General features: G+C 56.5%; 17 protein-coding genes. 4 read left to right on the top strand and 13 right to left on the bottom strand.

Going from position 1 to position 20,256, the window contains the following annotated elements:
- Positions 1-132: 132 nt before the first annotated feature.
- The 3 genes from kdpC to kdpA are packed head-to-tail and all read right to left on the bottom strand — an operon-like array spanning position 133 to position 4,455.
- Entirely contained in the window at positions 133-705 is a 573-nt protein-coding gene (gene kdpC, locus SMC3_RS02105; RefSeq protein WP_119087042.1) for a potassium-transporting ATPase subunit KdpC, read from the bottom strand.
- 11 nt (positions 706-716) lie between these two features.
- Positions 717-2,750: a potassium-transporting ATPase subunit KdpB gene (gene kdpB, locus SMC3_RS02100; RefSeq protein WP_119087041.1), complete on the bottom strand. Its 2,034-nt coding sequence runs from the start codon at positions 2,748-2,750 to the stop codon at positions 717-719.
- Between the two features lie 16 nt (positions 2,751-2,766).
- Positions 2,767-4,455, bottom strand: coding sequence for a potassium-transporting ATPase subunit KdpA (kdpA, locus tag SMC3_RS02095; RefSeq protein ID WP_119089768.1), 1,689 nt, complete (start codon positions 4,453-4,455; stop codon positions 2,767-2,769).
- 322 nt (positions 4,456-4,777) lie between these two features.
- Between kdpA and SMC3_RS02090 the strand changes: the two genes are divergently transcribed.
- Both SMC3_RS02090 and SMC3_RS02085 read left to right on the top strand, forming a co-directional pair.
- Positions 4,778-5,503 (top strand): ABC transporter ATP-binding protein, encoded by a 726-nt coding sequence (locus tag SMC3_RS02090; protein ID WP_119087039.1) that lies wholly within the window; start codon positions 4,778-4,780, stop codon positions 5,501-5,503.
- Positions 5,500-6,837: an ABC transporter permease gene (locus tag SMC3_RS02085; protein ID WP_119087038.1), complete on the top strand. Its 1,338-nt coding sequence runs from the start codon at positions 5,500-5,502 to the stop codon at positions 6,835-6,837. The genes SMC3_RS02090 and SMC3_RS02085 overlap by 4 nt, the downstream gene beginning before the upstream one ends.
- 78 nt (positions 6,838-6,915) lie before the next feature.
- On the opposite strand, the gene SMC3_RS02080 is transcribed toward SMC3_RS02085, so the two are convergent.
- From SMC3_RS02080 to pyk, 3 genes are all read right to left on the bottom strand, one after another.
- Positions 6,916-7,683, bottom strand: a complete 768-nt coding sequence (locus tag SMC3_RS02080) for an alpha/beta hydrolase (RefSeq protein ID WP_165846509.1) — start codon at positions 7,681-7,683, stop codon at positions 6,916-6,918.
- On the bottom strand, positions 7,667-9,028 hold the full coding sequence (locus SMC3_RS02075; protein WP_119087036.1) for an MFS transporter: 1,362 nt from the start codon (positions 9,026-9,028) through the stop codon (positions 7,667-7,669). The genes SMC3_RS02080 and SMC3_RS02075 overlap by 17 nt, the downstream gene beginning before the upstream one ends.
- A 99-nt stretch (positions 9,029-9,127) precedes the next feature.
- On the bottom strand, positions 9,128-10,561 hold the full coding sequence (pyk, locus tag SMC3_RS02070; RefSeq protein ID WP_207799627.1) for a pyruvate kinase: 1,434 nt from the start codon (positions 10,559-10,561) through the stop codon (positions 9,128-9,130).
- Positions 10,562-10,714: 153 nt separating this feature from the next.
- Between pyk and SMC3_RS02065 the strand changes: the two genes are divergently transcribed.
- Positions 10,715-11,005, top strand: coding sequence for a hypothetical protein (locus SMC3_RS02065; protein WP_119087035.1), 291 nt, complete (start codon positions 10,715-10,717; stop codon positions 11,003-11,005).
- 8 nt (positions 11,006-11,013) lie between these two features.
- Here the strand turns inward: SMC3_RS02065 and SMC3_RS02060 are convergent, their stop codons facing one another.
- The 7 genes from SMC3_RS02060 to SMC3_RS02030 form a co-directional block, all read right to left on the bottom strand.
- Positions 11,014-11,379, bottom strand: coding sequence for a DUF488 domain-containing protein (locus tag SMC3_RS02060; RefSeq protein ID WP_119087034.1), 366 nt, complete (start codon positions 11,377-11,379; stop codon positions 11,014-11,016).
- A 36-nt stretch (positions 11,380-11,415) separates the two neighbouring features.
- A complete protein-coding gene (locus SMC3_RS02055; RefSeq protein WP_119089766.1) occupies positions 11,416-12,138 on the bottom strand; it encodes a hypothetical protein in 723 nt (240 codons plus the stop codon).
- 118 nt (positions 12,139-12,256) lie between these two features.
- Positions 12,257-14,227 carry a sodium-translocating pyrophosphatase gene (locus tag SMC3_RS02050; RefSeq protein WP_119089765.1) on the bottom strand — a complete coding sequence of 657 codons (1,971 nt, stop codon included), beginning with the start codon at positions 14,225-14,227 and terminating at the stop codon, positions 12,257-12,259.
- 272 nt (positions 14,228-14,499) lie between these two features.
- Positions 14,500-15,726, bottom strand: coding sequence for a cation:proton antiporter (locus SMC3_RS02045; RefSeq protein WP_119089764.1), 1,227 nt, complete (start codon positions 15,724-15,726; stop codon positions 14,500-14,502).
- Entirely contained in the window at positions 15,723-16,109 is a 387-nt protein-coding gene (locus SMC3_RS02040) for a P-II family nitrogen regulator (RefSeq protein ID WP_119089763.1), read from the bottom strand. The genes SMC3_RS02045 and SMC3_RS02040 overlap by 4 nt, the downstream gene beginning before the upstream one ends.
- 114 nt (positions 16,110-16,223) lie before the next feature.
- A complete protein-coding gene (locus tag SMC3_RS02035) occupies positions 16,224-17,519 on the bottom strand; it encodes a nitrate/sulfonate/bicarbonate ABC transporter ATP-binding protein (RefSeq protein ID WP_119087029.1) in 1,296 nt (431 codons plus the stop codon).
- A gap of 10 nt (positions 17,520-17,529) precedes the next feature.
- Positions 17,530-19,383 (bottom strand): ABC transporter permease, encoded by a 1,854-nt coding sequence (locus tag SMC3_RS02030; RefSeq protein WP_207799626.1) that lies wholly within the window; start codon positions 19,381-19,383, stop codon positions 17,530-17,532.
- A 212-nt stretch (positions 19,384-19,595) separates the two neighbouring features.
- Between SMC3_RS02030 and SMC3_RS02025 the strand changes: the two genes are divergently transcribed.
- Positions 19,596-20,252 (top strand): potassium channel family protein, encoded by a 657-nt coding sequence (locus SMC3_RS02025; RefSeq protein WP_165846508.1) that lies wholly within the window; start codon positions 19,596-19,598, stop codon positions 20,250-20,252.
- The last annotated feature ends 4 nt before the right edge of the window (positions 20,253-20,256 follow it).

Genomic DNA, 20,256 nt, shown 5'->3' with positions numbered 1-20,256 from the left:
GTCTTGCCGACGCCGGCGGCGTAGCCGAGGTATATCTTCAGGTGACCTTGGTCGTGGGATTTCTGGTCTGCTTCTTCCTGTTGCAGACGATGCAGAAGTATGTCCGGGTTCGGCCGCTGTTCCTCGTTCATATCAGGGTGTTTCTGAGAGCTTGTCCAAGGCAATGTTGAGTTCGAGGACATTCACGCGCGATTGTCCCCAGATACCGAGGAAGGGTTTTCTGGTATTGACTGTGACAAGATTTTCGACTGCACTCGGTACAAGGCCGCGTGCAGCGGCGACACGTTGTACTTGCAGCAGAGCGGATTCTGGACTGATGTCTGGATCCAGGCCGCTTGCGGAAGCCGTTACCAGATCGGCAGGAACGGTTGCGTCCGCAGCCAGACCATTTTCGGAGCGGACTTTGGCAATTCGTTCTGCGACGCTTTTCTCAAGGTCAGCACTTGAGGGTCCGAGATTCGATCCGCCGGAACTTGAAGCGTCATAGTTATTCGCCGAAGGACGGCCATGGAAGTACTTCGGTGATGTCCATTGCTGACCGATGAGTTCAGAGCCGACGACATGTCCGTTTACTGTAACAAGACTTCCATTGGCACGGTGAGACATTGTCAGTTGTGCAATACCTGTCACAGTGAGCGGGTAGATGATTCCTGTGATGACGACGAGGATTCCAAAGACGATCAGTGCTCTCTTCAGTTCCTTCATGTCCAATCTCCTTACCGCACAACCCTGATGGCGACGAGCAGCACATCAATAAGTCTGATGCCGACAAATGGCAGTGCCAGTCCCCCGGCACCATAGATGGTAAGATTCCGCCAGAGCAGTGCGTTTGCGCTGGAGGGGTGATACTGGACTCCTCGCATCGCAAGCGGAATAAGTGACGGGATAATAACAGCATTGAAGATGACGGCTGACAGAATAGCACTGGCTGGTGAATGCAGGTGCATGACGTTGAGCATGGCCAGCTGCGGGTACTTTGCAGCGAAGATCGCCGGGATAATGGCAAAGTACTTGGCGACGTCGTTCGCGATGCTGAACGTGGTCAATGAACCCCGTGTAATCAGGATCTGTTTGCCAATCTCGACAATGTCCAACAACTTCGTCGGGTTCGAATCAAGATCAACAAGATTTGCCGCTTCCCGCGCAGATTGTGTGCCTGCATTCATGGCAACGCCCACATCTGCCTGTGCAAGAGCAGGCGCGTCGTTGGTTCCATCACCGATCATGGCGACCATGCTGCCGTTTGCCTGATACCTTCGGATGAGATCAAGTTTCGTCTCGGGTCGTGCCTGTGCTACGAAATCATCGATCCCCGCTTCTGCTGCTATGGCTGCAGCGGTCAGGGGGTTGTCACCTGTAATCATGACCGATTTGATACCGAATACGTGAAGCTGGCCCAAGCGCTCTTTGATGTCCTGTTTGAGGATATCTTTCAAGCGAATGACACCCATGACGAGGGCGCCATCTGAGACGACGAGGGGTGTTTCACCCTGACGGGCGACACCGTCGACCAACGCGTGAACCGTGTCTGGGAATTGCCCCCCGTTCTCCTCGACCCATTGTTCTATTGCGTCCACGGCGCCTTTGCGGATATGTCGGTCTCCATAATCAATTCCACTCATGCGCGTCTCTGCTGTAAAAGGGACAAACGTGGATCCCTCCGGGGCGCGGATGTCGCGTCCGCGTATACCAAGTTTCTGCTTGGCCAGCGTGACGATGCTACGACCTTCGGGGGTGTCATCTGCCAGTGAGGCAAGTACTGAACTCTCCATCAGCTGGTGCTCCGTGACGCTTTCGGCAGGAAGAAATTCTGTTGCCATACGGTTGCCCAGGGTAATCGTGCCGGTCTTGTCCAGCAGAACGACGGAGACATCGCCTGAAGCTTCTACGGCCCGACCGGATAACGCGATCACGTTGTGTTCGATGAGTCGGTCCATTCCTGCGATACCGATCGCCGGCAACAGGCCGCCAATCGTTGTCGGCATAAGACAGACCAGAAGTGCTACCAGCACAGGAACTGCGACCGTTACACTCATATATCCCGCGAATGCGCGCAGTGTAATTGTTACAACGATGAATAGAGCAGTAAGTCCAATGAGGAGGATTCCCAGTGCCACCTCGTTCGGCGTTTTGCGCCGCGAGGAGCTCTCGACCATCGCGATCATCTGGTCCAGAAACGTGTCGCCCATGTTGGCCGTAATGCGGAGGTGAATAGTCCCGGACAACACACGGGTCCCGCCGGTAACACCAGTACGATCTCCTCCTGACTCACGGATGACAGGTGCTGATTCGCCGGTTATGGCTGATTCATCCACCAATGCCACGCCTTCGACAATCTCGCCGTCGCTGGGGATGGTCTCGTTGTCACTGACGACGACTATGTCTCCCTTGACGAGATCAATAGCTGCCACGGTCTCTGTGGTTCCATCTGAACGAAGACGGTTGGCAACTGCTTCGTTGCGAGTCTTTTTGAGCGAATCAGCCTGCGCCTTTCCACGTCCTTCCGCGAGTGCCTCCGCGAAATTGGCGAACAGGACTGTAAACCAGAGCCAAAGCGAAATCTGCAGATTGAACCAGAAGCCTGTATGCTGAAAAGCGCTCATGACCGCAAAGACAGTCGTGATGATTGAGCCAAACTCCACGACGAACATGACTGGATTTCGCCATAGAGTGCGGGGATCAAGTTTCTGGAATGCGCCGCCGACAGCTTTGCTCACTACAGATGGGTCAAGCATGCCTTTCTTTCTCATTTATCCCTCCGCGACCCTAACGCAGCTTCAGGAACTCAAGCAACGGACCGAGAACCAGGGGTGAGAAATAGGTCAATCCACCCACAATAGTGACAACGAAAATCAGCATGAACACGAACAAAGTGCTGGTTGTCGAAAACGTTACGCCTGATTGAACTCTCTTCTTTGCTGCCACCGACCCTGCAATAGCGAGACCGGGAAGAATGGTGGCGAAACGGCCGACAAGCATGAGCAGCGCAAGCCCAACGTTGTAGAAGGGTGTGTTTGCATTGAGCCCGGCAAAGGCCGAACCGTTATTCCCGGCCGCGGAAGCACATGCATAGATGATCTCGGTCATTCCGTGAGAGCCCGTGTTTGCAGCAGAAGCAACGGCAGAGGGAATGGAGAAAGCAAGGCCTGCCATAAGAAGCATGGCGATCGGAGGGCCAAGAAGCCCGACAACTGCCATAAGCATTTCGCGCGGTTCAAGCTTCTTCCCCAGGTATTCGGGAGTTCGACCGATCATGAGTCCAACGATAAACAGCGTCAAGACGACATAGAGAAGCATCCCGACCAGCCCGACACCGACTCCGCCGAAGATGACTTCACCAACTGTCATGTTGAAAACCATGATCAGGCCGGGGATAGGGGTGAAACTGTCGTGCATCGAGTCGACAGCGCCGGTGGATGTTACCGTCGTCGACTGAGCAAAGAGAGTCGACATGATCGGGCCAAATCGCTGCTCCTTCCCCTCCATGTTGACTCCCCCTGCGACACCGGCTTGCGCAAGTGCAGGATTGCCTGCGAGTTCATAGTGAAGCGAAATCCCCAAGCCAATGCTGAACATGATCAGCATGGCCAGGAACAGAGCGGTACCCTGCTTCCGATCGCCAAGCATTTCGCCAAACGTGAACGGCAAAGCCGCTGGTATGAGAAGAAGAGAAAAAACAAGAAGGAGATCCGTAAAGGGATTTGGGCTTTCGAAGGGGTGAGCCGCATTGGCATTGAAGAATCCGCCTCCATTGGTGCCGACATGCTTGATCGCCACCTGGGAAGCAGCCGGTCCTACCGCAATGCGCTGGGCCTGACCTTCAAGCGTAGTGAGTGCCACCGTAGGCCGCAGCGTCTGGACGGTTCCCTGGGAGACCAGAACCAGGGACAGTACCAATGCCATTGGGAGCAAGACATATACAAGAGCTCGTGTCAGGTCCACCCAGAAGCAGCCAATACTGTTCGTGGACCGGCGGACAAAACCACGGACAAGTGCTATAGCCACGGAAATTCCGGTTGCCGCCGAAAGGAAATTCTGTACGGTCATGCCCAGCATCTGGGTAAGGTAACTCATCGTTGTTTCGCCGCTGTAGGATTGCCAGTTGGTATTCGTCATGAATGAAACAGCCGCGTTGAAAGCCGTGTCAAGTCGTACGGCTCCGAGGTGCTGTGGATTTCCGGGCAACCATTGCTGAAGAAGCTGGAGGATGAACAGAAAACACAGCCCGAGCGCATTGAAGAGAAGAAGGCTGACAGCATATTGCTTCCATGTCTGCTCTTCGTCCTGTCGCACACCGAAAATGCGCAACAGCCCGCGCTCGACGCCGCCCACGATCGGTGTCAGGAATGTATGCTGTCCTTGAAAAACACGGGCCAGATACCGTCCGACAAACACTGCGCCAATGGTCAGAACCACAATGAATGGCAAAACAGCTACAAGAGTCTTCTCGAGCATCACAACCGGCCTCCACTGGAGATCCAGATCCTTAACTGTTCATAATGTTAAGGCTGTGTTCGTACTATTTCAAGATAGCAGCGATCCAAAACAAGATACAAAATCTCTAGTCTAGTGCATTGATTCTGGAACAATGAACGGGCACAACTATGGCGTTCACAATCGACGGGGCAGGATCGCGATTCCTGCGTGCCCTCTGGGTTGACAGACCCGGCGTGCATCGGTAGAATGCATGTTCCTGGTGCTCCTTGTGTTGATTCGAGGGCGCAGTCAACTGCGCAGCCGCGTAAGCGATGGGCCGCATCCGGAGCGGAGGCAACGCATGGAACAGGCACTCGTCGTAGAGAATCTAAAAAAGAGTTATGGCAAGTTCGAGGCACTCCATGGTGTCAGCTTTGAGGTGGCGCCGGGGGAGATCTTCGCGCTCATCGGACCCAACGGCGCCGGCAAGACAACGACGCTGCGTATCGTGGCGACCATCCTGCAGCCGACGGCGGGCACTGCTCGTGTCTATGGCATGGATGTCCAGAAAGACGCAGCCCGGATACGCGAGATCATCAGCTACTTGCCCGAAGAGGCCGGTGCCTACAAGAACCTGACGGGTCTTGGCTACCTGAGCTTCATGGCAGAATTGTTTGCTTCCGATACCGCCGTCCAGCGTGAGTACATCCAGAGAGCCTCGGATATCACCGGGCTGGGCGAGCGGTTGCGTGACAAGATAGGCACGTACAGCAAAGGCATGACACGCAAGCTGCTGCTTTCGCGTGCAGTCATGACGAGACCGAAGCTGGCCATTATCGACGAGCCTACGAGCGGCCTCGACGTGGTCGCCGCTATCGACATCCGTGAGTCCATTCGCAGATCGGCGGTCGACGGCATGGCTGTGCTCCTGTCAAGTCACAACATGCTGGAGATCGAGTACCTGTCGGACCGCGTGGCCATCGTCGACAAGGGCACCATCCACGACGTTGGAACGCCGCAGGGACTCAAGGATAAATATGGCAAAGCGAACCTCGAAGAGGTCTTCGTTCAGGTGGTGAAGCAATGAGGAGATTCTTCGTCGTACTGAAGAAGGAACTGAAAGAGATGCTCACGTGGCAGACGCTGGCCCCCATCCTGGTAATCATGGTGATCTACAGCTTCCTGGGCAGGGTCATCAATCAGGAGCAGAAGAAACAGTCCGCTCCCCAGCCCATGACTATCGTGGACTTCGACCGCAGTCAGACGTCACAGATGCTTGCCGGCATCCTCACGAAGGCGAACTTCAAGGTCACAACGATCACCGAGGGGGTCGTCGACGACATCGTCCGCAAGGTCGCATCGGAGAAAGGGACCGCCGTCCTGGTCATTCCGCAGGGATTCGAGGCCGGCATCCAGGCGCAGCATCCTCAGAAGGTGCAGACATATACGATCATGCGCAATTTCTCGCTGCTGGGAATGAACGGAACGTTCAGGTTCGACGCGGCACTGAGCGCCATGAACGAGTATATCGGCGACATGTACATCAAGGCCGGTGCTCCTGGACTGGATCCCGCCACCGTGAGGCACGCCATCAGCGCGCAGTCGTTTGTCACGGTGGGGACGACATCAGCAGAAGCGAACCCTCAGGAGATTGTCAGTGTCGTCATGCAGCAGACTATGGTCATACCGATCGTTCTGACGCTGGTGATCATCTTGGCTTCCCAGATGATTGCTGCCTCCATTGCGGGTGAAAAGGAGAACAAGACTCTCGAGACACTTCTTTCTACGCCTGTCGCACGTGGCGCTCTGGTCACGGCAAAAATGATGGCATCGGGCATCGTTGCACTGGTCTCCGCAGCTGCGTACATGGTCGGCATGAAAAGCTACATGGGCAGCCTCATCGGGGGCACCGGCGGGACGTCTGCAGCAGTCGGCCAGGCAATCCAGAAGCTTGGCCTGGTTCTCGACCTCCGCGGTTACGTTCTTCTCGGTCTGAGCGTGTTCATGGGGATCATGGTAGCTCTCTCCATCGCTGTCATCCTGGGGGCGTTCGCCGAAGACCTCAAGAGCGTGCAATTCGCCATTATGCCGCTCATAATGATTGTCCTGCTGCCCTACCTCATTACCATGTTCATCGACATCAACACGGCATCTCCCGTCCTGAAATGGCTTATCTATGCAATCCCGTTTTCGCACCCATTCCTGGCCGCCCAGTTCATCTTCGCCCATAATTTCACGATGGTCGTCGCAGGCATTATCTACCAGTTCGCGCTGTTCCTGGTTCTGGCCACGGTCGCAGCTCGGATCTTCTCGACGGACCGCATCCTGACCATGAAGCTCAACACGGCGCGTCGTGGATTGCGCGCTGGCGGCTGGACGCTGCAGCGCGAAGGCATCAGCTGGCGCATTCGTCGAAAGTAGTATCAGGTCCCGCTCTGTGAAAACCCCCGGCCTCAGGGCCGGGGGTTTGTCGTGCCAGTTGAAGTAAGAGACGGTCTCTCAGACTTGCTGCTTCTGTACCAGCGTGATGAATTGTTCGATGTCGGCCGCAATCCTCTCGCGGTCATAGTCGATTGTAGCGCAGTGGTAGGAATGCTCCAGGGTGATGACGCTCTTGATGCGGCTGTTGACATGGTCCAGAATATATTCCGCGTTACGCGGCGGGACGACATGGTCCTGCATCGAGCGGAAAGAAAGGAGTGGCTGCGTAACCATGCCGAGGTCTCCACGCACTCCCTGCATGAGGCGTTCGAACTGATAGATGGCTTCCAGCGAGTTGAAGCCAAGATCGGGGAGCATGGCGTCCTGATCAGCGACGTCGGGAGGCCCCTTGGGCTGGTTCTTTCGGAAGTGTCGCAATATCGGGACCAGTCTCATCTTGGGGTCGTCCAGATAGACGGGCGCGTTGATGGTAATAAGCCCTGCGATCTCGGGATGGTGTTCTCCCAGGTACAGGGTGAGCGTTCCACCCATCGACAATCCAGCCACGAATACCGTCTTGCCCATCGCGCGTGCTTCATCGAGCCCCACGAGGGCGTCATTCTGCCAGGACTCCGACGTCGCAAACTCCAGTTCTTTCCACGTTTTGCCATGGCCTGTGAGAAGCGGAGCAACGACGGAAATGCTGCGTGCAGACAGATACTCCGCGAGGAACCAAAGGTCGCGAGCTGGTGCCCCGGTCAGGCCGTGCAGCAGAAGGCAGGCTGTGTCTGAGCCTGCCTGGCGGCGGATCGGGGCCGCCGAGGCCTTGTCAAACGGCAGGGCCATTGGCAGAGAGGGTCTGGTCGGATGAGATCGCTGGCTTGTCTTCAGAGCGTATGAAGAGCATGCAGACTGCCGAGAGCACGAAGAAGATAGCCGCATATGGGAACATGACTGACATCGTCCCGCCTGCGAGGTCGGCGATGCGCCCGACAAGTGGAGGACTGATAATATCTGCTGCCTGCGAGAAGAAATAATAAACGCCGGTAAGTGCTCCGACCATCTCCAGGGAACCCATGTCGAGTACCATTGGCAGCGAATTGATGTTGACCAGTGCCCAGGACAAGCCTCCCATGATGAATACCGCCAATACTCCTATGCCGACAATGTTAAGTGCGAGCAGGAGTACCATAAGGATGACACCTGTCAGGCCTATAACGATTGTACTCCTGCGCCCCAGAGCCTTGCCAATGAATCCAGCCGGGATTGCCAGCACCATAAAGGCAAGCGACATGACGCCGAAATTGAACTTCGCGCTGGCCTCAGATGTCTGGCGCACGCTATCCAGCTGTGCAAGGCTTACCGCGTCGGTGGGCGTGGCCGTGCCAAGCCTGGCTATCAGTGCTTTCACTGCAGGACCTTCGTAGTGCATATAGGTTGGGTAATAAGTTTCAATGGCGTTATATGCGATGAACCAGAAGAAAATGGCTAGACAGATGAGCAGCAGACTGCGATATTTCGGCGTCCACATTTTGTGAAGCAGGGAGAAGTCAGCATGCTCCGACTGTGGAGCCTTGCGGTCAAGCGAGTCACGCGTCTCATGGATCGACAGAAACATGATAACTGCAGCTACCAGAACTGATGCTCCTGCAATCGCAAAACCCAGCGGCCTATTGGTCGTCGAGATCTTGCCGATAACGAAGTACACCAGCAGGGAGCCGAATCCTCCCATGAAATTGATGACGCCGTTGGCTGGTGAGCGCTCTTCCGATGGAACGAGATCCGGCATCAGGGCGATGATGGGTGAACGTGAAATCCCCAAGGAGATGTTCATGAAGAACAGAACAAGAATGAACACAACAAGAGATGTTGTGCTTGAGCCAAACCAGAGTGGAATCCAGGGAACCAGCGCAAACAGAACAGCTCCGACGGGCAATGTTGAAATGATAAACGGCATACGACGTCCAATACGTGTCCATACATGGTCTGACCAGAAACCTACGAGTGGAATGAGTGTTATCGCCAGAATGTTGTCGACATTCATCACCCATCCTGACGCTGTATAGGATAAATTGTAGAAACTCTTCAACATGATAGGAATATCTGAGTTGTAGAGCGACCAGAGGATCGAGATACCGAAGAACCCGAATCCAAGCAGGAAGATCTTGAAATAAGATACCTTTCTTTTCACGCCTGTTCCCCCTTGTCATGGCATACCCCGGAACTCCGGGGTATTATGCCAAGCTCATTCTATGCGTACCGGTCGATTTGCAATGCTCAGGGAGCGAGCCTAGTCCAGATCCTCGACCTTGATGAGATTGGTACTGCCGGCGACTCCTGCATGCGAGCCTGCCGTAATGATGATCTTGTCGCCTCGTCGTGCCAGATGAGACATGCGCGCCATTGCGACTGCGGTGCGAAGGATGTCGTCGACACTCTCGAACTGCTGGACGACCATCGGGATGATGCCGAAGTACAGCGCAAGCCGGCGCTGGACCAGGTCGCTTGGCGTGAGAGCAAGGATGCGGGTGCGAGGGCGGCAGCGCGACATCAGGATCGCCGTCCGGCCCGACTCTGTCGCGCAGACGATGAGCTTGGCTCCGACAGTCTGGGCCGTGCGGACAGCGGCGTGTGCGATCGCATCCGACGTGTCCGAGGCAGACGCGGCATCGCGGGCCTCCACAGTGGTCCAGTACATCTTGCTTCGTTCGGTCGCCTCGATGATGCGTCCCATCATCTCGACGGTCTCCACGGGAAACTTGCCGACCGCAGTCTCGTTACTGAGCATGACAGCGTCTGTGCCGTCGAAGATAGCGTTGGCTACGTCTGTCACTTCTGCCCGCGTAGGAGACGGGTTTTCGACCATGGAATTGAGCATCTGCGTCGCCGTGATGACTGGCTTGCCCATCCGATTGCACAGGGCAATGATTCTCTTCTGGATGATAGGGATTTCCTCAATAGGCATCTCGACACCGAGGTCTCCCCGGGCGACCATGATGCCGTTTGCGACGGCAAGGATACTCTCGATGTTCTGGACTGCCTGCCACTTTTCCACCTTCACGATGATCGGTACATGCGCGCCGTATGTCTCCATGAGTGTACGGAGCTCGCGGACATCGTCTGGCGTGCGTACGAACGAGAGCGCTACATAGTCGACGCCCGCTCGCAGGCCCGTGACAAGATCGTGCTTGTCCTTTTCAGTGATTGACGGCACATGGAGGTCCGACTGGGGGAAGTTGACACCCTTGTGGTCTGAAAGGACTCCTCCCTTGAGGACATCCGTTACAATGGTTTCACCCCGGATTTCACGTGCCTTGAGACGAATCAGGCCGTCGTTGATAAAGATGAGCTCCCCGGGCCGAACCTCGGTGGTAAGAGGAGGGCATTCCACGCTGGCTTGTTCGGCGTTTCCGTCCACCATATGGGTCGTAAGACAGAAGGTGCCTCCGGTGGCGATCTCACATGGCCCCTGACTGAACACTCCCAGACGGATCTTCGGTCCCTGCAAGTCCTGGAGGATGGCGAGTGGCAGGTCGAGTTCGCCACGAACCTTCTTCACGGCAGCAATTACGGCAAGGCGTTGTTCTTCCGTACCGTGCGAGAAATTGATCCGAAAGATACCCACTCCGCGTTCGGCGAGGGCCCGGATCATCTCCTCGGAATTCGTCGCTGGTCCAAGTGTGGCAACAACCTTGGTACGTTTCACATTCATGTTGTCAGGCATATATTCCTCCATCGTCAGGGCACAGACTGTCTATTTCCAATACATGATAGTCCAACGTTGTCTCGCACAAATGAAAATGGGCCCCACACCTCTGTCCGGGGCCCGAATCTGGCGTGAATGGAACCTGTTTGATCACAAGTGGTCAACCCCGGCATGGTGCGTGACCTGGCCGGCACGGTGGACCATCAGGACGCTGATTTTGGCATCCTCGTCACGCTCCAGGAACCAACTGAAGGGATGCGTACCGAGGCACGCAAGGCGGGCGTTTACAAGTACCACAACCAGCGCAAGATCCTGCGCCTGCAACTGGTGTCGGCAGCGAACCTGTTCAAGGAGTTCCTGCCCCTGCAACTTCCGCCCGAGGAAGTTCGCAATGGGCGCAAGATGACCATTATCGCCGAGCCGGGAGCCGACGAGGCGAAGGGTGGGCTGTTCGGCGAATAGACGAAACGCTACCTTGTTTTGAGGCGGTCCTTGAGGTAGTTCAGCAGGACGAGCGCGCTGCTGTGCTCCATGTCGCGGGCGGCGTACACCAGTGTGAGCGGACCACGGCGGGCTATCTCCAACAGTGACGCTACCAGGTCCGGCTGGCTGTCCAGCTGGACGGTGTACCGCGTCACGAACTCTGGCCACTTCGCAGGATCGTGTGCATACCATGTGCGCAGTGCCGCTGTTGGCGCAATCTCGCGCAGCCACGTGTCGGCGTGTAGACGCTCATGGGTGATGCCGCGTGGCCAAAGACGCTCCACAAGGACGCGTGTCCCATCGTCGGAATTGTATGGTTCGTACACACGCTTTGTTTGGATCGGTTCGGACATGGGTTCCTCCTGTCGCCGCGAATGTGACCAGAGCTGCTAGTTGAACGAGACGATGATGGCGAGGACTCCTGCTGCAAACGCCAGCAGGCTGAGCACCCACCAGATCGTGCCGGCACGACTCATGCGGCTTCGGACCTGCTGTTCACTCTTCCACGTCAGGACGCTGTATTCCTTGTCCTGGCCGGCGCGCGCGACCCAGAACCCGTTGACGGCCTCGACAGGGCCGATGAAGAATGCCTGGCTGCCGGGGGCGAACGACGTTTCGACGGCGTGGAAATTCGGCTTGCTGAGGCGTCCGAGGAACCCTCTGCCGGGCAAATACGGCATGATGATGGGGTTCGTGATGTCGTGGATGTTCTGGTCAAAGGTCGAAGGCGCGTCTAGTTGGGGCATACCGCCGCGCTCGTCGAACCACAACTCGCCGGCACCCTTCAGCCGGAACGGTGTGCTGGCAGACTGTGACCACACGGTCTCCCACTTCGTTGTGGAGCCGTCATCGTCCGGCACTTCGGTTCCCCTCTCCAGGTGCGCGCTCCACGCGACCGCCGGGCGAACAGAGTAGGGTGTCGTGAGCTGCTGGTCGGCGACGATGGAGCCCTGGAACTTGCCGTAGAACCGGCCCTGCATGGCCTGTTGAAGGTTCAGCGCCTGTGCCTGACTGAGCTGGCCGGCGTGCGCCTTGCGCGACCTGGACGCGAAGTAGAATCCTGCAGATAGAACGATCAGCAACAAACCGGAGATGAACTGGGCTACATTCATGGGTCACTCCTCTCTGGCATCACGACATAGCGATACTATACCAGAAGATGGAGGATTTATGCAAGAGGCGAGAGCAGTGATGCTCCCGCCTCGTCCTGACGATGGCGCTATGTCCGTGCTAGAACAACGGTTTGATGCCTGCGATGAGCAGGGCTGCCATGCCGATCAGCTTCATGAAGATGAGCAGAGCAGGTCCTGCCACGTCTTTGAGCGGATCGCCGACCGTGTCTGCAGCAACGGCCGCCTGATGTTCGAAGGACCCCTTGCGTCCACTGTCTTCGATGAGCTTTTTTGCGTTGTCGAAGGCGGTGCCCGTGTTGTTGAAGAATGGCCCCAGCAAAGCTGAACTAAGTACTGCTCCGATGAGGAGTGCACCGAGCGCCCAGTGACCGAACACCAGTCCCACGAAAATCGGCACCGCGATGCTGATGACACCTGGAAGGATCATCTCTTTGAGAGCGTTGCGTGTCGAGATGTCGATGCAGGTCGCATAGTCTGGCATAGCCTCGCCCTTCAGGATGCCGGGTATGGTCCTGAACTGGCGGCGGACTTCGTCGACCATGAGCATCGCCGTCTTGGCTGCCGAGCCGATGGTCAGTGAGCTGATGAGGTACGGAAGGCAGATGCCGAGGAGGATAAATGCAATGGAGTAGGGCTCCATCACGTTCATCGTCTTGAGACCGACAATGGAGAAGTACGTCGAGAACAGGACAAATGAAGTCACTGTGCCAGATGACATGGCATAGGCCTTGGTCGTCGCCTTCATGGTGTTGCCGACTGAATCGAGCTGTGACAGTGAGTGCACGATCTGCTCGTGCGCCCCTGACATCTCTGCGATACCTGAGGCATTGTCGATGATCGGACCGAAGGCATCGGCTGTCATGATGTAGCCGATGAGCAAGTCGGTACCGATGTTGACAGCGACGATTGCCAGAAGCGAACCGCCCGAGATGAAGTATGCCGCAGCGACAGCAATGACAATCATCACGATGGATCCCAGTGGACTCTGCAGGCCAGCCGATAGCCCTGTGATGACGTTGAGCGCCACGCCGCGCTTGGATGCTTCGGCAATGTCGTGGACCGGTTTTCCTGAGGAGCCCGCGTAGTACCGGGTGATGATCGAAGACACAAGGGTGGTTGCAACTCCCAGACAGGTGCCGATGAAGAGCGCCATGTCGTGAACCAGGAAATGGCTGACCAGGAAGGAGCCGAGCACCGCAAAGACGGTGGTCACAGCCATGCCCCAGTAGAAGGCGGTCTCAGGCTTGCTTCGGTCGAAGAACCGTATGGAGAGGACGCCAAGCATCGAAGCAGCAAGGCCGGCCGACTGGAGGAGCATGGGGAAGAAGAGCACGGCGCCTCCGTACTTGGGGACCAGCGTGAGGGCAACGACCATTCCGGTCACGATATCGTCGGAGAACGTCTGGAACAAATCTGCGCCTCTGCCGGCACAATCGCCTACGTTGTCACCGACGAGATCAGCAACAACAGCCGGGTTGCGTGGGTCGTCCTCAGGAATATTCGCCTCGACCTTGCCGACGAGATCGGCTCCGATGTCGGCTGCCTTGGTATAGATACCTCCACCGATCTGGGCAAAGAGGGCCGCGAGACTGGCGCCAAATCCAAAGCCGACGAGTGGGTTTGGATCTTTGAACAGCAGATAGAGTACCGACAGTACGACAAGACTGAATCCCGTGATCGAGAAACCCATGATGGATCCACCGAAGACAGCCGTGTGGAACGCCGTGTTCACCGACCGGGTCGCGTCGTCGGCGGTCTTGACGTTAGCACGGGTGGACGCGCTCATGCCCATGTACGCCGTGATCAGCGAGGTGAAGACGCCAAGCACGAATGTCACTGCGATCCAAATGTTCAGCGTGAAGCCCAGAATGATTGCTACGACAGGAGTGACGAGCAGAATCGCCCGGAGTTGGCGAGAAAGGTACGCTCGGACTCCAATAGCAATGTAGCTGCCGATTTCGCTCATTTTCGGTGAGGAGATCTTGGCTGCTCTTAGCCTGAGGAACAGATAGAGTGCGGCTCCAATGCAGGTAAGACCAGCCACGACAGGAATGATGAGTAACTTCATTTCGTGCCTCCGACGGCTGGCTTCTGGGGAGAGCCCTTATTCGACAAGCAACATTGGAGACCCCGACCAGCACACCAATACCTTGTCATTATACGAGTGCGCACCGTCTGTCAACCCGGCATGGAGGTGGATCGCTGGCACCGTACCAGCGAGCTGGATGATTCCAGGGTGCTGCGACGGCTGGTCAGGAAAGAACGACAGAAGCGCCGGATACGTGAACAGCCGGCGCTAACCCATCTGAGCAGTTTCGTTTGGTGACTACAGACGCTAGATCACGAGGGAGTTGTCGCTTTTTCCGATGGCTTCAGGAACTCTGGAGCGACTTCCCTGGAGCCAAAGAGCGCGCGTTTCGCGGCCAATGGGCCGACGATTTCGAAAACGATTACGATTGCGAGGACAATTGTGGACAGATAGGACAGCTCAGGGAAGATGGAACGGGCTATCACTGCGAATCCTATTGCAACACCGGCCTGAGGTAGCATCGCCCACCCCAGGTATTTCGCGACAGTGGTGGGAGCCTTGACCATCCGGGCGCCTGCCCAGGAGCCGAAGATCTTTCCGAAACTGCGCAGGATGACATAACACAAGGCGACAACGGCAAACTTCGGGAGCAGTGCCAGATTGATGTCGACTCCCGAAAACACAAAGAACATGAGAAGCAGTGGGACTGTCCAGGTGTCGACGCTGGCGAAGGTGCTTGTTGGGTCGACCGCCATGTTGGCAAAGAGCGTTCCCGTTACCATGCATGCCAGCAGGGATGAAACGCTCAAGACTTGACTGAAGCCGACGGTTGCCAGGACAATCATGATCGCGAGGAGCAGACGCTCGGACTTCGAGCGAAACCATCTTGACATCACAACCATGATCGCACCGGTCACGGCTCCGATGAGCAATGAAAGTCCGATTTCACGAAGAGGACCAAGGATCATCTCTGATACGTGCAGGGGTCCGCCACGGAGAATAATGCGCATGATGACCACACTGATGTCAAAGAGGATGATCCCGACTGCATCGTCGAAGGTGACAGCCATCAGCAGGTAATTGGTCAGAGGTCCCTTGGCGCGGTACTCCTGGACGACCATGAAGGTTGCGGCAGGAGCCGTTGCGGCTGCCGTGGAAGCAAGGAAGAGAGCTACGGGCATGGGATCGGGCAGATGGGTGATGTGCAGCGCTTCCGTAGCAAGAAACCCCAACAAGACGACGGCATAGGTGAAGACAGCCTGGACTACCGATAGCCAGAGGCCCTTGGAGCCCACTTCACGCACGTTCTTGAGCCGGAACGTATCGCCGATCTCGAACGCGATGAAACCCAAGGCGACTGTCCCAACCGTGTCACCGGCGCTGATGAACCCCTTTGGCAGAAATCGGGCCAGACAGACCGAGATAACAAGTCCAGCAAGGATGTAGCTCAGCACCTCGGGAGATCCGAACCGTTTCAGCACACAAGCCAGGACCACTCCCAGACCGACGAAGACCGCAAGGGAGAGAATGACGTTCATGAATGCTGCTCTCCCGTGGATTTCACGCTCCCGGCAGATAGAGGCGCAGCGAGTCCTTCAACTCTGGCAACAGGAACGACAAACAGGATACCACTGCCGACATCCTTGAGGTCGCCAGCGATCTCGTGGACAAGAGCGATAGCGTTTTCAAGAGTCTCCTCTGTCCGGATTACTGAAAAGACAGTGTAGTTTTCCACCCGGTTGCTGGCGCCCGACAGCAGTTTGCTGAGCGTTGAGAAGATGGGGACGTCGGCGGCGGCCAGCAACTGTCCCATACCAGTGCTGCTGATCACAGTTGCTCCACGTACGTCGATCTCGGGGAGCTTCTCCAGGAGCGTCCGAAGATGTTCCTCATGATTCAGTACGACGACCAGTAGATTCATGTGTACCTCCTATCTCATGATAGGGCGGCACGGTCGACAATCAGTAAGACGTCTTCACAAATGGCCGGAAGGCAAGAGCCTCACGGCCATGTTAGCTATGGCGTGATAGTGGCTCTACTGCAACGACACTTCGTCCGAATCCTCGTCGAATGCCAGCAGATTGCCAAAACGGGCCCAGTTGATGAAGGTCGCGAAGGTAAACTCTGGGTTTTCGTTGGGCAGCAGCTCTGCCAGGCGGTCCTGGACCTCGTCGTCGAGCATGCTGCCATTCCGGGAAGCCTGAACCTCCGCGTGAATGGTCTTGAAGATACTGAGCGTCAGGATCTGCTGTTTCCAGACGACTTTCTGGTCCTCAGTGCCCATGTCCGCGAAGCGGTGTCCGAGGGGCGTCAGCACGGTGCGCCGTTTCGGCGTGTCGATGAAATCCAGCATCTCAGCAGCTTTAACAATGTTGATCAGATCACTGAATTCCTTGCCGAATTCGTGAGCGAGGACGAAGACGTCACCTTGACCGCCATGCGAGCCGAGGTATTCGACGAAACTGACAACGTCACTCGACGAGACGGGCGGAAGTGGTTCGAATACGGGTTGCGAGGGAGTGGTCACAGCTGCAGGAGGCGTGTCGGGCAGTTCGTTCGTCGTAATGATGTCGTGGAGGTAGTCGACCATCGCCAGGAAATCCGGAGTCCGATAGTCGCGAGGTCGTGCCAGCTTGTTTTGGACGATTGTACGGATGCGCCCTGGATTCGCCGAGAAGACAACGATGCGATCGGCCATATAGACGACTTCCTTGATATCGTGGCTGACCATGACGATGGATGCCGGTTGACCTTCGGCTTCATCCCAGATGTCGACCAAGTCTGTGCGGAGCGACTCCGCGGTCAAGGCGTCCACTGCGCTGAACGGCTCGTCCATGAACAATAGCTCAGGCTGTACCGCAAGACCGCGCGCGATGCCCACGCGCTGCTTCATGCCGCCCGAGATCTCGCGTGGATACGCTTCTTCGAAGCCCTCGAGGCCGACCATCTTGATCACGGTGCTGACACGGTGTTGCACTTCTTCACGTTGGAGTTGCAGAGGGACGAGGACGGACTGGATATTTTCGCTCACGGTCATCCACGGGAAGAGGGCAAACATCTGGAAAACCATGCCGACACCCGGGGTCAGGCCTGTCATTTCCTTGCCACGGGCGAACACCTTGCCGCTCGTGGGCCGCATGAGACCCGCCAGGATGCGCAGAAATGTCGACTTGCCACAGCCCGAAGGGCCGATGAGGCAGATGATTTCTGCCTTCCGGATATCCATGCTGATATTGTCCAGAACGGTCACCATGTTTCCGTTGGGCATCGGGAAACGCTGAGTGACGTTTTCACTGGAGAGCAGGACAGGCTGTTGCACAGAGTCTTCCATGGGGCCTCCTCTACTTGCTGAGGTTATACTGAGTGCTGGCGACGGCGTACAATCTGCGCCAGACGAAGCGGTTGATGAGCACGACGGTCAGCGACATGATGAGGATTGCAGCGGCCAGTTCGGCGAATTTGGCGCCGAACGCGGCCTCACTGATGACAGATCCGATCCCCTGCGCCCTGAGAGTCTGACCACGGAACGTCACAATCTCGGCGACGATGCTGGCGTTCCAGGCTCCACCTGTCGCTGTCACCCAGCCTGTCACGAGGTAGGGAAATATGGCTGGCAGGTACAGCGTCCAGAAGCGTTGCCTGCCCGTGATACGATAGCTGGCAGCCGCCTCTTTGAGGTCGGAGGGAATGGCCTGTGCACCGGCAATAACATTGAACAGGATGTACCATTGTGTGCCGAGCAACATGAGCACGACACTGCCGAAGCCTATATTGACTCTGAGTAGAGCCAGCAGGAGGATCACGGCCGGGAACAGCATCGGTGCCGGGAACGATGCCGCGACTTGAACGATCGGCTGCATGATCCTTGATAGTTTTGGCGAGAGTCCAATGCGCAAGCCCACGGGCAAGGCCCACAGGGTCCCCAGGGCAATGGCCGTGGTTACGCGTGCCAGAGTCAGGAGATCACTTCTCAGCAGGCGCAACCATTCATCGATGCGAACCGATATGAGGAGGCGGACGACCTGAGCAAGGGCGAAGGCCAGTCCGGCTGCCAACAGGAAGAACAGGACTCGAGCAAAGACGACGGAAAACGAAGGACGGTTTTGCACTCCATGCCTAGCGGGTGCAGAGGCAACTGGAGATCTGTCAGGTATGTTGCGAGGGACGTGCCGGACAAGCCGCGAAATCAGGCTGCCGAACGCGTGGCCGACGGAGGAGTTTGCAGCGCCGATCCAGCGGAGGATATGCGAGTGATGGAGGAGGTCCAGGAACCATGAGTCCATCGACTCTTCCTGGCTCGTGTCTTCGATACGAAACTTCTGTGCCCAGACAACGGTTGGTCGCCACACCAACTGGTCCAGGGCAACGATCATCAGTACCATGGCGACAACCGCTGCGATCATGGCAGGCACGTTGCCCTTTTCAACGGCGACCGACATGTAGGACCCGATGCCGGGCAGTCTGAAATCCCTGTTGCCCAGTTGGAATGCTTCGGTGACCATGAGAAAGAACCATCCACCAGCCATGCTCATCATACTGTTCCAGATGAGGCCGACAGCGCTGTAGGGCATCTCGATCTGAGTGAGACGTTGCCACCAGTTGAAGTGGTAGATGGTCCCGGCCTCTTGGAGGTACTCTGGTACGGACTTGAGAGAGTTGTAGAAACTGAAGGTCATATTCCATGCCTGTCCCGTGAAGATCATGAATACTGCAGCAAGTTCCAGTCCAGTGTTGCTGTTGGGGAAGACGGATACCAGTGCCAGCACGACGCCTGGCATGAACCCCAGGACGGGGATGCTCTGCAGGATGTCCAGAATGGGGACGAGCAATCTCTCGGCCAGCCGGTCCTTGGCCGCCCAGTATCCATATGCAATAGTGAAGAGGAAGGAGATGCAGTAGGCAGCCAATCCTCGGACCAGCGAGAAGAGTGTGTACCGCGGCAACGCACGGAACGAGAGGTCGATCACCACCGTGGGTCTCAGAACTCCCGCCCACTCGCGACCGACCTGAGTAATGCCGTAGAAAACACCGAGGATCCCCAGAATAATCACGATGTCAGCCAACGCTCCGCTGTGGTAGAGTGCCATGACGGCGCCTGACTGACCCCACACCATCGGGGACGCCGCTCGCCTGGGGCGCGGACGACTTCCTCTCGGACTCGTCTCGATGAGTTGGTTTTCGACCGGTTCCTGCATGATGTCCCCTCATGACGACAAATGTGCGTGGCTCATGGTAGCACTGTTGCACTGAGCCTGCAACAATGCAGGAGCCGGCGGATGGGTTTCCTCTGGTAATGCGAAGAAATCCCCAAGAATGGAGCTTGGGTGCCTTGACGTCGGCTGAGAGATGCCTATAATCAACATTTTGTGATGAGTCCGTTTCAAGGATTCGCAAGGAGATGTTTGTCATGTATATTATTATCGTTGGTTGTGGGCGCCTTGGCGCTCAGCTTGCCACAAAGCTCTCGGAAGAAGGCCATGACGTGGCCGTGGTAGACCGCAATCCAGGCAACTTCAGTCGGCTCAGCGACGAGTTCAATGGAGCTACTGTCACCGGAGTTGGATTCGACATCGAGGTACTCAAGTCCGCAGGGATTGAGCATGCGGATGGTTTCGCTGCAGTGACTGACGGGGACAACATGAACATCATGGCCGCGCAGGTCGCCAAGACCATTTTCAAGGTTCCCATGGTGATTGCCCGTGTGTTCGATCCTGTCAAGGGGGAGACCTACAGGGCTCTCGGTCTCGAGACGGTTTGTCCAACAACGTCAGCTGCCAACATTATCTACAGCAAGTTCATGATCCGTAACGAGGAAAGTCACTTCATCCTGCCCGGTGGTGGTATTGAGCTGGTCGAAGTGCCCTTTCACCCCGGGATCCCGGCAACAACGATAGCTGAAATCGAGGCTCTGGACGACTTCAAGGTCATCTCGCTCACGCGTGATGGAACCACGACTTTTCCTAAAGGAACCGACGTTCTCGCCGATAATGATCAATTGCTGGTGGCGCTGCACGTATCGGACCTTCCAAGGGTCAGCGCGATCTTCCATCTGAATGAGAGGTAGAACC

Source organism: Candidatus Cryosericum hinesii (genome assembly GCF_003570985.1).
GTDB classification, from domain to species: Bacteria; Caldisericota; Caldisericia; order Cryosericales; family Cryosericaceae; genus Cryosericum; species Cryosericum hinesii.
This window is presented reverse-complemented; position numbering and strand designations above follow the sequence as displayed.